This window comes from Paraburkholderia unamae, assembly GCF_003096875.1.
Lineage (GTDB): Bacteria > Pseudomonadota > Gammaproteobacteria > Burkholderiales > Burkholderiaceae > Paraburkholderia > Paraburkholderia unamae.
In genome coordinates this window covers 269,375-282,994 of the sequence record NZ_QEOB01000004.1, presented here as the reverse complement: position 1 = coordinate 282,994, position 13,620 = coordinate 269,375, and the positions used below count along the sequence as shown (strand labels likewise).

The following is a 13,620-nucleotide window of genomic DNA, read 5'->3' as shown; positions in this document are numbered from 1 at the left end:
TTCCAGATGACCGACGATATCAGGGTGCGCCGGCTGACCGGCGACGAAGCGCAGGCTTGCGCACAGGCCTTGGCCGACGTGCTGATCGATTGCGTGGAAGGCGGCGCCTCGGTGAGCTTCATGCTGCCCCTCTCGCTCGACACGGCGCTCGCGTTCTGGCGCGAGGTCGCGCAAGGCGTGGCGCGCGGGGAGCGCGTGCTGCTCGTGGCCGAGGACGCGCAGCGGCGCGTGGTGGGCACCGCGCAACTCGTGACAGCGCAGCCCGAAAACCAGCCGCATCGCGCCGATGTCGCGAAGGTGCTGGTGCACCGCGCCGCGCGTGGTTGCGGCGTAGGTCTGCGCTTGATGCAAGCCATTGACGGCGCGGCGCGCGCCAATGGCAAGTCCGTGCTCGTGCTCGACACGGTGACGGGCGGCGCGGCCGAGCGCCTCTACGTGCGCGCCGGTTGGCAGCGCGTGGGCGCCGTGCCCAATTACGCGCTGATGCCCGATGGCGCGTTTTGCGGCACGACGTTCTATCACAAGCAACTCGATTAATTCGTGCGCAGCGCTTCCGAAGGGCGCATGCCGAACATGCGCCGATAGTCGGCGGAAAACTGGCTCAAATGCCAGAAGCCCCATGCGGCGGCCACGTCCTGCACCGAACCGGCCGCCCGCCCGCACAGGTCGCGCCGCGCGCCGTTCAGGCGCAGCGCACGCAAATAGGTTGCGGGCGCCATGCCGAGCACGTCCTGAAAGCAGTATTGCAACGTGCGGCGGCTCACGTGCAGTTGCTCGCAAAGCTCGGGCACGCCAACGGGCCGCGCGCGATGCGCGAGCACGTAGTCGCGCGCCTGCTCGACGATCCAGCGCCGCCGCGAAGCGGGCTCGGCAACGTCGCCGCCGTCGCCCGCGCACACGTCGAACAACGCGGCGAGCACCTCGGCCTGAACTTCATCGCGCTCGAAACCGGATAGCGGCACATTGGGCGCGCCCGCTTGCGCGGAGCCATCTCCGCTGTCCAGATGCTTCGCGAGCAGTGCGCACAACCGCTCGACGCGTGCCGCGCCGGCCTGCACGATCGGCGTGCGCGGCAGGCGTTCGTCGAGCGACGTGTGCTCGACCGTAGCCGCATGGTGGCGCAGCACGTCGCCGCGCACGACCACGCCGTAGATGGAGAATTGCGCCGGAGTGAGCAGTTCGAACTCGATGTTGCCGGGCCGCAGCGCGAAGGCGTCCGCCCCGATGGGCTGCGCGTCGATGCGCGCATGGCCTTCGCGCGCAACCGGAATGCCGAACCAGTATGCGTCGCCCCGCACCTCGCACGCCTGACGCAGCGTGTGGCTCGTGGTTTCGCGAAATACCTTCATCATGTCGAGCGGCAATTCGGTCAGGCTGCCGACGAAGCGGCCCGCCGCCAACTGGTCGTAAGTCTGACGCCAGCCCACGAGGTTGCGCGCCTGTTCGTCGGCGTCGTGCGCGACGCTCACCACGGGGCGCCCGGCCGGAAACGCCGCGCCCTGCGCGTTGCGCTGCGTGTCCTCGGCCGTGGCTTCGGTACGCTCAACCGTGTCGTTCATGGGTGGCTCCTTGCACGCGCCTGCATCAATCCAATCACTCCATCATGCAAGAGTCGCGCCAACGCGAATACCTGGCCGAATGGCCAGATCGTGCGCGCGGCTGCTCCATCGCGGCGCAGCGTTCTGTCACGCGGGTGCTCACCAGTGGCGCAAACGCTGCGCCACGCGCGTCGCGCACCGGCGCGGTGCATCCCGCTAAATGCACTGAGCGTACGCAGCGAGGCGCGCAACACGGGACACGACACGGTCCGCGATGAGACTCATTCGGATGTGATGCGCACAGCCTCGACGCCGCCAGGCAACGCGGCGTCACTATCGTCCTTCAGTCCAACGCCCGTCAGGCCAAGCCGCCGCGCATGGGTGAGGAGGTAATGCAGCTTGTGCGCGGCAGCCTCATACGGCAGCCCTTCGGGCCGCACGTTCGAAATGCAGTTGCGTTGCGCGTCGTGGCACCCCACCTTCGGCGCGTACGTGAGATAAACGCCCAGGCTGTCAGGCGAACTGAGTCCTGGCCGCTCGCCAATCAACATCGCAACGAGCTTTGCGCCAAGCAGCTCGCCGATCTCGTCGCCAAGGGCCACGCGCGCCTGGCGTGCGACGACCACGGGGCCGATACGCCAGCCCGCCAAACGCTCGCGCGCGGCGAGCAGCAACGGCACCGCCTGCTTCGCGGCGGCAAACGCGGAAAGCCCGTCGCCAATCACGAACACCACTTCGGGCGCTTCGCCGCCTGGCGCAGCCGCGCCAGAGGCAGCGACCTCAGCCAAAGCGACCCGGCTTGCCTCCGACAAGCGCCGCCCGAGATCGGGCCTGCGCAAGTAATGCTGCCGGTCGGGCGCGGCGCTTTCCGCACCGAGCGTGGCAAAGCCCTCGGCTTCGAGCGTGCGGCGCAACGCTTCGGCGTCGAGCGGCTGATGCACGGCGTCGCGCGCCTGTGCATGCGAAAGATTGAACGCCAGCAGCGGAGCGGTAGGCAGCCCGTTGCCCGCGCGCCCGAGCGCGATGCGCGCGTTCGTGAACGCCTTGAGGCCGCCCCAGGGGTTCTTTTCGACGGGGTCGCTCATGCGTCGATCCCCATCCACTCGTGTGCGCCCGCGAGCAGCGGCACGCGCGCGGAGCCGGGCAGGAGCGCGCCTTTCGCGTCGATGATCTCCATCGTCTCCAGCCACTCTTCGAACTCGGGCGCGCGGCGCAGGCCGAGCAGATCGCGCACGTAGAGTGCGTCGTGAAACGAGGTGCTCTGGTAGTTGAGCATCACGTCGTCGGCGCCCGGTATGCCCATGATGAAGTTGATGCCGGCCGCGCCCAGCAGCGTGAGCAGGGTGTCCATGTCGTCCTGGTCGGCTTCCGCGTGATTCGTGTAGCAGATGTCGCAACCCATCGGCACGCCGAGCAGCTTGCCGCAAAAGTGGTCTTCGAGGCCCGCGCGAATAATCTGCTTTCCGTCGTACAAATATTCGGGGCCGATAAAGCCCACCACCGTGTTGACGAGAAACGGTTCGAACTTGCGCGCGACGGCGTAGGCGCGCACCTCGCAGGTTTGCTGGTCCACGCCGTAGTGCGCATTGGCCGACAGTGCGCTGCCCTGCCCCGTCTCGAAGTACATGAGGTTATTGCCGACCGTGCCGCGCTTGAGCGAAAGCGCCGCCTCGCGCGCTTCCTGCAAGAGCGCGAGCGATATGCCGAAGCTCGCGTTGGCCTTCTCGGTGCCGGCTATCGACTGGAACACGAGATCGACGGGCGCGCCCTTTTCGATCGCCGCGATCGTGTTGGTCACGTGGGTGAGCACGCACGCTTGCGTGGGCACGCGGTAGCGCTCGCGAAAGCCGTCGATCATGGCGAGCAGCTTCACGATGGCCGCGAGGCTGTCCGTGGCGGGATTGATGCCGATCATCGCGTCGCCGCAGCCGTACATGAGGCCGTCGAGCATCGAGGCGGCAATGCCCTTCACGTCGTCGGTGGGATGGTTGGGCTGAAGGCGCACCGACATGCGCCCCGGCAGCCCCACGGTATTGCGAAAACGCGTAACCACGGGACGCTTCTTCGCCACGGCGATGAGGTCCTGATTGCGCATGAGCTTGGACACCGCCGCGACCATCTCCGGCGTGAGACCGGGCGCGAGGCGTTCGAGCGCTTCGGTGCTCGCCTCGCCCGAGAGCAGCCAGTCGCGGAAGTCGCCCACCGTGAGGTGCGAGACCGCGGCGAAGGCGCCCTGGTCGTGATCGTCGACGATCAGGCGCGTAACCTCGTCGTCTTCGTAGGGCACGAGCGCCTCGGCAAGAAACGCCTTGAGCGGCACCGCCGCCAGCGCCATTTTGGCGGCCACGCGCTCCTCCTCGCTCGCCGCCGCCACGCCCGCAAGCTGGTCGCCCGAGCGCAGCGGACTCGCTTTCGCGAGCAGCGTCTTGAGGTCGGCGAAACGGTAGGTGCGCGCGCCGATCGTCTCCGTATGGTTCATGCGATGGACTCCTGCAAATCTTGCGGCTCACTCCTCGAGCAGCGCCTCGCCCGGCACGGCGTCGCGCTGGGTGCGCGTGGCGAGGAAATAACCGTAGCCCAGCGCGAGAAAGACGACGAACACTCCCGCCACGAGCGCGTTGAAATACACCATCGTGCCAAGGCAAACGAGCGCGGCCACGAGCGCGAACGCCGGGAAATACGGGTACAGCGGCGCGCGGAACGGGCGGTCCATCGCCGGCTGCGCGCGGCGCAGCTTGAAGAGCGCCGCCATGCTCACAATGTACATCACGATCGCGCCGAACACCGACATCGTGACGATGTTGGCCGTGAGCGTCTGGCCGCCGAACTGGATCAGCTCGTCGCTGTAGATCGCAGCGATGCCCACCACGCCGCCCGCGAGAATCGCGCGATAAGGCGTCTTGAAACGCGGGTGGATCTTCGCGAGCCACGCGGGCAGGTAGCCTTCCCGGGCAAGCGCGAAAATTTGCCGCGAGTAGCCGAGGATGATGCCGTGAAACGATGCCACGAGACCGAAGAGGCCGAGCCACACGAGCATATGCATCCAGCCGCTATGCTCGCCCACGATGAACTTCATGGCTTGCGGCAGCGGGTCGTTGATATTGGAAAGCTTGGTCCAGTCGCCCGCGCCGCCCGCAAACACCATCACGCCCACGGCGAGCGCCACGAGCGTGAGAATGCCGGCCACGTAGGCGATGGGGATCGAGCGGCGCGGGTTCTTCGCTTCTTCGGCGGCCATGGCCACGCCTTCGATCGCGAGGAAGAACCAGATGGCGAACGGGATCGCCGCGAACATGCCGTGAAACGAGCCGAGCGAGAAGTGATCGTTACCCGACCAGCCGCCCTTGAGGAAATTGGACCAGGCAAAGCCCGGCGACACCACACCCATGAACACGAGCAGTTCGAAAATGGCGAATAGCGTGACGATCAGTTCGAAGGTCGCGGCAATCTGCACGCCCACGATATTGAGCGCCATGAACACGAGATACGCGCCCATGGCCGCGTGCTTCGGTTCGAGGCCGGGGAACTGCACGTGCAGATAAGCGCCGATCGCCAGCGCGATGGCGGGCGGCGCGAACACGAATTCAACCAGCGTGGCCGCGCCCGCGAGATAGCCGCCCAGCGGGCCGAATGCCCGGCGCGCGTAGGCGAACGGGCCGCCCGCGTGCGGGATGGAGGTGGTGAGTTCGGTGAAGCTGAAAATGAACGTGGTGTACATCGCCGCGACGAACAGCGCGGTGACGACGAAGCCGAGCGTGCCGGCCGTGGCCCAGCCGTAGCTCCAGCCGAAATATTCGCCTGAAATCACGAGGCCGACCGCGATGCCCCACAACTGCCACGTGCCGAGCGTTTGCTTGAGCGCGGGCTCGCCTGCCTTGCCGCCTGCCTTCCCCACTGCGGCGGGACTTGCGTTCGACTCGCTTTGCATGGTTTTTCCCCTCTGGATAGCCCGGGCCGCCGTCCCTGGCCGCCTCGGGTGAGTGGAACCATGCTATTGGGTCATTAATCGACGCGTTATCGAAAATCGGCAAACTTTGCACGCAGCGCAGCATGCGGCTGCGGCGAACCTACAGCAGCGCGTCCATGCGCTCGACCTGCTGCGCGAAACGCTGCTTGTCCTCGCCCTGGAGCGGGTCGCGATGCGGCAGGTCCACGGTAAGCGGATCCTGCGCGACCTGATCCACGTGCACCTCGTAGTGCAGGTGCGGACCGGTCGCCCAGCCCGTCGCGCCCACATAGCCGATCACCTCGCCTTTCTGCACCGACTGGCCGGGCCTCAGGTGCTTCGCGAAGCGCGAGAGGTGCGCGAAGGTCGTCGAGTATGGACCGAAGTTATCGAGCTTCACGACCTTGCCGTAGCCCGTTTGCCAGCCCACGAAACTCACGGTGCCGCGCGCGGTGGCGTGAACCGGCGTGCCCGCCGGCGCGGCGAGATCGACGCCTTCGTGCGGCTGGATGCGGTGTGTGACCGGGTCGAGGCGGCGCATGGAGAAGTGCGAGGAAATGCGCGTGAACTTCACCGGGTAGCGCAGGAACGACGGCATGGCCGCGTGGCCGTCCGCCGAATAGTAGAAGGCCTTGCCCGCCAGATTGCGGTAGAGGAAGAGATCGTGCGAGGCGTTGCCGGTGGAAATGCGGATCGCGACGGGCGTGTCATCGGACGCGGGCGCGTCACCGGCGACGACCGGAACGCTTGCACCACTTGCAGCGCTTGCACCATTTGCAGCACTCGCGCCGTTCGCTTCGCTCGCATCATCTGCGTCCTTGCGGAACACGAAGCGGATTTCGCTGCCTCGTTGCAGATCGCGACGAAAATCGAGCCGTCCCGAGAACGCGCGCGCGAGCCGCGCGGTCGTCGCCGCATCGACGCCCAGCCGTTGCGCCGCCTCCGAAAAACTGTGCTGAACCACGGCGGACTCCACGCGAAACACCGGTTCGGGTTCGCTCGCCGCAGCGGCGCTGGCCGCGACGGGCTGCGAGGCCGACGGCGTGGCCGGGGCCGCGCTCACCGCTGCGGAGAGCGGATCATCGGGCGTTTCGGTGAGAGGCCGTTTGACGAGCACCACGGCGCTCGTCAAACCGATTGCGGACACAACGATAATTTTTCCCGCGAAGCCGGGAGACGCCGCGATTGCACGAAAAGCCATGAATGGAATGCCGGATTGCAGAGCAGGAAAGGCACGCGCAAATACGGCGCCTTTCGAGGTGACAGCGAAGATGACATCGACACGCGGTTCGTCCAGCACGCGAAAGCCGATGCGCGGAACGCCTGAAAGTAAATGGCCTTTCTTAAACGAAACTTAAGACAGGTCAAGAAGCGGAATAATTTTCCTCAAGCGATCGCGCAACACCGGGAACGTGAATTGCTACAGCGGCCACATGAGAAAAACGCGTACCTGTATGGCACTTTTTATCGTTTTCCAGAAACGGGAAATGCTACCGCCTTATTTTCATCTGCATACCTGATTAATTTCCCGAAATGACATACTCCATTGCATTCGACCCGTCATACGTCAAAGCGCGATCGTTCCCCAAGGTAGACGCACCTAATCGAATGATCTATACTGATCTCGTTTCGATCACAACGAAGACGTTCTCGTGCGCATTGAGATGCAAGGCCCGTATGCATGGCCACCGCATCGCAATCGCCATTCAAGCGGGCCTCCGGCCCCCGCGTAGCGGCTCTGGCCCTTGCGCATCCATGCCGTCGTGAGACGGTGCACTGCTTCAGCGCGTATCGATTTGCTCGGTACCGTTGGGCTGAACATGACAACCCGAAGAACGCCCACGCGCGTTCATGCGACTGCTGCCACGCACTGATCGTGCGCTGGCGGCCCAGTGTTTCCGTCAGTTCAAATCGCGGCCACGCCGGGATCACGAACTCCCTTCGCGGCGCCCTGTGCATGCGCACAGGCGTCCCCGCTGCGCGGCCCTGCGCCCGCGGCACCGAAACCAGGAGGCGCATCTTCATGACTCGACGCTCTGCCCTGCTCGCGGGCAGCCTTATCGCCCTTGCCGTGCTTGCGTGGGCGCTCTCACGCGCCATCGGCGCCGACACGTGGCACAACCACGCAGGCGATCTCGCGTACTACACCGGGCGGCACCTGCTGCTCGTCGGCTATTCGATGGTGCTCGCCATCGTGGTCGGCGTGCCTGCGGGCGTGCTGCTCAGCCGGCCGCGCTTCACGCGCCAGGCCGAACGCTTCATGCAGATTTTCAACATCGGCAACACGATTCCCTCGCTCGCGGTGCTCGCCATTGCGCTTGGCGTGTTCGGCATCGGGGACATTCCCGCCATCGTCGCGCTCTTTCTCGCCTCGCTTCTGCCGATCACGCGCAACACCTATGAAGGCGTGAAAAACGTGCCCGCGGCGCTGCGCGAAGCGGCGCGCGGCATCGGCATGACGGGCTGGCAGTCGCTCACGCGCGTGGAGTTGCCCAATGCGTTGCCCATTATCGTGGGCGGCGTGCGCACCGCGCTCGCCATCAACGTGGGCACAGCGCCGCTCGCTTATCTGATTGGCGCGGACAGTCTCGGTTCCCTCATTTTCCCCGGCATCTATCTGAACGATCAGCCCTTGCTGCTGCTCGGCGCCGCGTTTACGGCCGCGCTCGCGCTGGTGCTCGACGGCGTGGTCGCTACGGGCAGCCGCCATTGGCTCGCGCGCAACGGGGGACTCGCATGATGCTCACATCGCCATTCAAACGGCTGCGCCGCTTCGTGCAGGCGTGCGTGCTCGGCACCGCGCTCGTGGCCGCCGCTGCGCCCGCCACCGCGCTGGCGCAGCAAAAGCTCGTGCTCGGCGCGAAGAACTTCACCGAGCAATACGTGCTTGCCGAAGTCACGGCGCAATACCTGCGCTCGCGCGGCTACACCGTGGAAGTGCGCTCGGGGCTTGGCAGCACGCTCATGCGCAGCGCGCTCGAGAACGGCCAGTTCGACCTCGTGTGGGATTACACGGGCACCGCGGCGCTGGTCTATGACAAGCTCACGGAGAAGCTCTCGCCCGAGGCCATGTACGAACGCGTGAAGGCGCTCGACGCGCCGCGCGGCCTCGTCTGGCTCGACGCGTCTCCGCTCAACGACACCTATGCGTTAGGTCTGCCAAGCAAGTTCGCGCAGGAAACGGGCATCACCACGATCTCGCAACTGGCCGAGAGACTGAAGACCGACCCCGACGCGAAACGCTACGTGTTCGGCATGGACGCCGAGTTCGCCAATCGCCCGGACGGCCTGAAGCCGCTGCTCGCCACCTACGGCATGAGCTTTCGCCGCTCGCAGATGAAGCAGATGGACCCCGGCCTCGTCTACACGGCGCTGCACAACAACCAGCTCAAGATCGGCCTCGTCTACACGACGGACGGCCGCGTGAAGGGCTTCGGCATCGTGCCGCTCGAAGACGACAAGCACTTCTTCCCGCCGTACAACGCCACGCCCGTGGTGCGCAAGGAAGCGCTCGAACACAATCCGAAGCTGGCCGCGCAGCTCAATGCGCTTTCCGCCGCCCTCAACAACGACGTGATGCAGGACATGAACAAGGCCGTGGATCTCGACGGCAAGTCCGCGGAGGCAGTCGCCGCCGACTTCCTGCGCACGCATCCGCTGCCTTGAAGGAGGACGCATGAACGTATTCGACTACCTCGCGGCGAACTGGCCCGAACTGTTGCAGCTCACGCTGCAACACATCTACCTCGTGGGCATCGCGGTGGGCTGCGCGATCATCGCGGGCGTGCCGCTCGGCGTGCTCATCAGCCGCCACAACTGGCTCGCCGCGCCCCTGCTCGGCCTCGCCACCGTGGTCCTCACGCTGCCCTCCATCGCGCTTTTCGGCCTCATGATTCCGGTGTTCTCGCGCTTTGGCCAGGGCATCGGCGCCGTGCCCGCCATCACGGCCGTGTTCCTCTACTCGCTGCTGCCGATCATGCGCAACACCTATCTCGCGTTGAGCAACGTCGACGCGGGCATCAAGGAAGCGGGCACCGGCATCGGCATGACGTCGTGGCAACGGCTGCGGCTCGTGGATTTGCCGCTCGCCGTGCCCGTGATTGTCGCGGGCGTGCGCACCGCGGTCGTGATGAACATTGGCGTGATGACGATTGCCGCCGTGATCGGCGCGGGCGGCCTCGGCACCCTCATCATTCGCGCCATCGGCCAGAGCAGCTTGATGAAGCTGCTGGTGGGCGCCGTGCTCGTGAGCGTGCTCGCCATCGTCGCCGACCTCTTGTTGCAGATGTTGCAGCGTGCCTTGACACCGAAAGGAGTGCAGAAGACATGATCGAACTCGACCAACTCACGAAGACCTTCACGCAGAAGGACGGGCAGCCCGTGCGCGCCGTCGATTCGGTGAGCCTTTCGGTGGCCGAAGGCGAGATCTGCGTGTTCCTCGGCCCCTCGGGCTGCGGCAAGACCACCACGCTCAAGATGATCAACCGGTTGATCGAGCCCACCTCGGGCCGCGTGCTCATCAACGGCGAAGACACCACGGGCCTGAACGAAGTGGACCTGCGCCGCCATATCGGCTACGTGATCCAGCAGATCGGCCTCTTTCCGAACATGACGATCGCGGAAAACATCACGGTCGTGCCGCGCCTGCTCGGCTGGGACAAGAAGCGTTGCGCCGAGCGCGCGGCGGAACTCATGTCGATGGTCGCGCTCGACCCGAAGCTGTATTTGAAGCGCTACCCGCGCGAGCTTTCGGGCGGGCAGCAGCAGCGCATCGGCGTGATTCGCGCGCTGGCCGCCGACCCGCCCGTACTGCTCATGGACGAGCCGTTCGGCGCGGTCGATCCGATCAATCGCGAGACCATCCAGAACGAGTTCTTCCAGATGCAGCGGCAACTGAAGAAGACCGTCATCATGGTGAGCCACGACATCGACGAGGCGATCAAGCTCGGCGACCGCATTGCCGTGTTCCGGCGCGGCAAGCTCGTGCAATACGACCATCCCGACACGCTGCTCGCGCGCCCGCACGACGACTTCGTCGCGCAGTTCGTGGGCCAGGACAGCACGCTCAAGCGCCTGTTGCTCGTGAAGGCCGGCGACGCCGCCACGCAGCCCGAAACCGCGCGCGTGGAAACCCCGCTCGCTCAGGCGTTCGCCGTGATGGACGAAGGCGACTCGCGCTACCTCACCGTGCTAGACGACGCGCGCCATGCGCTCGGCTTCGTCGGACGGCGCGCCGCGCGCGGTGCCGAGGGCGCGTGCGGCGAGCGCATCACACCGTTCCCGGCAACGGTTTCGGTGGACGACAACCTGCGCATCGTGCTCTCGAAGATGTACCAGTTCCGCGCTTCGTGGATGCCGGTGCTCGACGCCGACGGCGGCTATGTGGGCGAGATCACGCAGGACTCGATCGCCGACTATCTGAGCTCGGGCCGCTCGCGGCAGCAGACCGGCCAGCCGCCGAGCGCGGCGTCGCGGCCTGCAACCGCGACGGCGTGAGCCGGGAGCCGCGCTAGAACGTCGTGCGCAACCCCACCATCACGCTGCGCCCGCCTTCGGGCGCAATATCGCGCACCACGGAGCTTGCATAGCGCACGTCCTGGTTCGTGAGATTGTCGCCGCGCAGGTACGCGAGCCAGTTCGTTGCGCCCACATGGAATTTGTAGGTGAGCGCAATCGCAAGGGTCGTATAGCCGGCGGTCGGAAAATCGTCCTCGGGCACGCGGTGTTGCGCCCAGGCATGCACGAGTTCGGCGTTCGCGCCGAACGGGCCATAGCCGTAGTCGGCGTCGAGCGTCACGCGCAACGGCGCGATGCGCGGCAGCGGCGCGCCCGTATCGGCATTGCGCGCGTGCGTGTAATCGCCGGTCAAACCCAGGTCGAGCCGGTGCGCGCCCTTCTCCAGCACGCGCCAGCGCCCTTCCAGTTCCACGCCGTAAAATTCGGCGGGCACACCGCGATAGACGGCTTCGTTGAGCGCGTCCGCGGTGCCGGCCGGTACGGGCGTGTCGTCGTCATCCACGAGACGGCCCGTGTTGTACTCCGTGAGGTAGTTGCGAAAGCGGCTGTAGAACACGCCCGCGCTCGCCTTGTTCGGGCCGCTCGCGTAGCGCAACGAAAGATCGGTCGAGATGGCCTTTTCCTTCTGCGCGTCGGGGTTGCCGATCAGATACTGGCCGGTCGCGTCGTGCGGGCCGTTCGCATACAGCTCGTAGAAGGTGGGCGCGCGCTCCGTGTACGCCACGTTGCCGACCACCGACCACACCGGCGTGAGCTTGTAGAGCGCGCCCGCCGAAAGGCTGCCCGCGTTGAAGTCGCGCGAGGCCGCGCCCGCGAACTTCGTGCCCTCTTCCCCCGCCACCGGGTCGAGCTTCACATGCTCGATACGCCCGCCCACGCTCAGCTTGAGCGCCGGGGTCACGTTCCACTCTTCCAGCCCGAACAGCGCGACGTTGGTCGTTTGCGTGGTGGGCACGAGCGCCTCGTCGCCCAGCGCTGAAAACGTGTTCTGGCTCACCTGCACGCCGAACGCGCCCTCCAGCGGGCCGATCTTCGCGTGGCGCGCCTCGATCCGCGCTTCATAACCGTGATTGCGGAACGTGGTGCTGGTTTCGCCGTTGTCGATCTCGCGATGTTCGTAGTCCGTATAACCGAAATCGAACTTGAGCTGGCTGATCGGCCCCTGCAAATTGCGCACTTCCGACGCCACGGCCACGTGATCCTGATGCATGCGCAGGCGCACGTCGTCCTCGGCCACCGAGCCGTAGTTCGCGTCGAAGCCGTTGTACGAGATGCCCGCGTAGCCGTCGGCCCACGTGTACGAGGTGCCGACCGAGCCGCCGTGCCAGCGGCCGTCGCTGTTCGGGATGCTGCCGTAGGGCTGCTCGGCGTCCGGGCCGTCGAGCGCGCGTTGCTGCGCGGAGTGCGCGTAGCCGGGAATGCGCTGGTTGCTCGTGTCGCGCGCGAAGGCGTCCACGTGGAACGCGAAACCGCCGTTGCCGCCTTCCACCTGCGCCGCGCCCGCGCGCGCGTCGTTTGCGCCGCCGTAGCTTGCGTCAACGGTGCCCGTGACGCCCGAGATCGGCTCGCGGGGAATGCGGTTGTCGATGGTGTTCACGACGCCGCCTATGGCGTTGCCGCCATACAGCAGCGCGGCCGGCCCGCGCACGATCTCGACGCGCTCGATCGAAAGCGGGTCCTGCGGCACCGCGTGATCGTACGAGAGCGACGAAGCGTCGAACGCGGCCACGCCATTTTGCAGCAGGCGGATACGGTCGCCGTCCATGCCGCGAATGATGGGCCGCCCGACCATCGGGCCATAAGTCGTCGTGGAAACGCCCGGCAGGCCGTTGAGCGTCTCGCCGAGCGAATTGGCGCTGCGCAGAACGAGTGCGTCGCCGGAGAGCGCCGTGGAGGGCGCGGTGAGATCGGTATTGCCGAGCAGGTTCGCGGTGACGAAAACGGGCGCGAGCGTCGCGACGCTCTGCTGGGTTTCGCCGCTCGCTGCATCGCCAGCGTTCGCTCCTGTCGATTGGGCATGCGCGAGAGCGCCGCAAAGCGCCAGCGGCAGGGGTGCGAGCGGCAGAACGCGCGCGAAGCGCAGGCGTGCCAGCAGCGCGGGCAAAGACGTAAAAGGGATGGTCGCCACGATGGATTCTTGTTTGCGTCGTTGGAGTAATCGGCGGCGAACGTCCGGGGCCCAGGGTGGACGCCCGCCGCGCAGGTCGGTGCGGCTATAGCTCGACGCGAATGTTACGTTATAACATTACTAAATGTGAAGAAGATTTCAGGGAGGGTTTCGTGCACACCTTCGTGGCGCGCCGAAGAACGTCGCCAAAAATCGGCCAATAAACACTGAAATTACGCGAACTTGCGCGCTAATCGCAAATCACTTGCATGCGGAACGGCGGGCGCTTATTCCCCATCCTGTCAGACGGACACAACGGGATGCGCCATCGACGATTCCATCCGGCTCAAGCGCCTCCCGATTGCCCTCAACCACTAACAAGAGACGCGAATTCTGTAGTCTCTTAAAAATATTCAGGGTTTCCCCTAAATCCCGGCCGCCAGCTGTCGATATGTAAGGTGACGCCCGACGGCGGCAGTCCGATGGCGGGCCAGCCCCGCTCGCGTCGCCCT

11 protein-coding genes are annotated in these 13,620 nt (G+C 65.8%); 5 read left to right on the top strand and 6 right to left on the bottom strand.

The window, feature by feature from the left end; genetic code table 11:
* Positions 1-6 precede the first annotated feature (6 nt).
* The gene (locus C7402_RS10695) at positions 7-537 is read left to right on the top strand and encodes a GNAT family N-acetyltransferase (protein WP_116610627.1); all 531 of its coding nucleotides are present in this window, start codon (positions 7-9) and stop codon (positions 535-537) included.
* On the opposite strand, the gene C7402_RS10690 is transcribed toward C7402_RS10695, so the two are convergent.
* The 5 genes from C7402_RS10690 to C7402_RS10670 form a co-directional block, all read right to left on the bottom strand.
* Positions 534-1,559 carry a helix-turn-helix domain-containing protein gene (locus C7402_RS10690; protein WP_116610626.1) on the bottom strand — a complete coding sequence of 342 codons (1,026 nt, stop codon included), beginning with the start codon at positions 1,557-1,559 and terminating at the stop codon, positions 534-536. The genes C7402_RS10695 and C7402_RS10690 overlap by 4 nt on opposite strands.
* 260 nt (positions 1,560-1,819) lie before the next feature.
* On the bottom strand, positions 1,820-2,623 hold the full coding sequence (gene eutC, locus C7402_RS10685; protein ID WP_116610625.1) for an ethanolamine ammonia-lyase subunit EutC: 804 nt from the start codon (positions 2,621-2,623) through the stop codon (positions 1,820-1,822).
* Entirely contained in the window at positions 2,620-4,017 is a 1,398-nt protein-coding gene (locus C7402_RS10680; protein WP_116610624.1) for an ethanolamine ammonia-lyase subunit EutB, read from the bottom strand. Before C7402_RS10680 ends, eutC begins: the two co-directional genes overlap by 4 nt.
* Before the next feature lie 27 nt (positions 4,018-4,044).
* Positions 4,045-5,466, bottom strand: coding sequence for an ethanolamine permease (gene eat / locus C7402_RS10675; RefSeq protein ID WP_116610623.1), 1,422 nt, complete (start codon positions 5,464-5,466; stop codon positions 4,045-4,047).
* Positions 5,467-5,605: 139 nt separating this feature from the next.
* Entirely contained in the window at positions 5,606-6,685 is a 1,080-nt protein-coding gene (locus tag C7402_RS10670) for a M23 family metallopeptidase (RefSeq protein ID WP_112170710.1), read from the bottom strand.
* 822 nt (positions 6,686-7,507) lie between these two features.
* Between C7402_RS10670 and C7402_RS10665 the strand changes: the two genes are divergently transcribed.
* Genes C7402_RS10665 through C7402_RS10650 form a run of 4 tightly spaced genes read left to right on the top strand, consistent with a single transcriptional unit; the run spans position 7,508 to position 10,980 of the window.
* Positions 7,508-8,224, top strand: coding sequence for an ABC transporter permease (locus C7402_RS10665; RefSeq protein ID WP_112170491.1), 717 nt, complete (start codon positions 7,508-7,510; stop codon positions 8,222-8,224).
* Complete coding sequence (locus C7402_RS10660; RefSeq protein WP_112170711.1) at positions 8,224-9,150, top strand: glycine betaine ABC transporter substrate-binding protein; 927 nt, start codon at positions 8,224-8,226, stop codon at positions 9,148-9,150. The genes C7402_RS10665 and C7402_RS10660 overlap by 1 nt, the downstream gene beginning before the upstream one ends.
* A gap of 10 nt (positions 9,151-9,160) precedes the next feature.
* Positions 9,161-9,814 carry an ABC transporter permease gene (locus C7402_RS10655; protein ID WP_116610622.1) on the top strand — a complete coding sequence of 218 codons (654 nt, stop codon included), beginning with the start codon at positions 9,161-9,163 and terminating at the stop codon, positions 9,812-9,814.
* Entirely contained in the window at positions 9,811-10,980 is a 1,170-nt protein-coding gene (locus C7402_RS10650) for an osmoprotectant ABC transporter ATP-binding protein OsmV (protein WP_116610621.1), read from the top strand. Before C7402_RS10655 ends, C7402_RS10650 begins: the two co-directional genes overlap by 4 nt.
* Before the next feature lie 13 nt (positions 10,981-10,993).
* Here the strand turns inward: C7402_RS10650 and C7402_RS10645 are convergent, their stop codons facing one another.
* A complete protein-coding gene (locus tag C7402_RS10645) occupies positions 10,994-13,093 on the bottom strand; it encodes a TonB-dependent receptor (protein ID WP_116610766.1) in 2,100 nt (699 codons plus the stop codon).
* Positions 13,094-13,620: the final 527 nt, after the last annotated feature.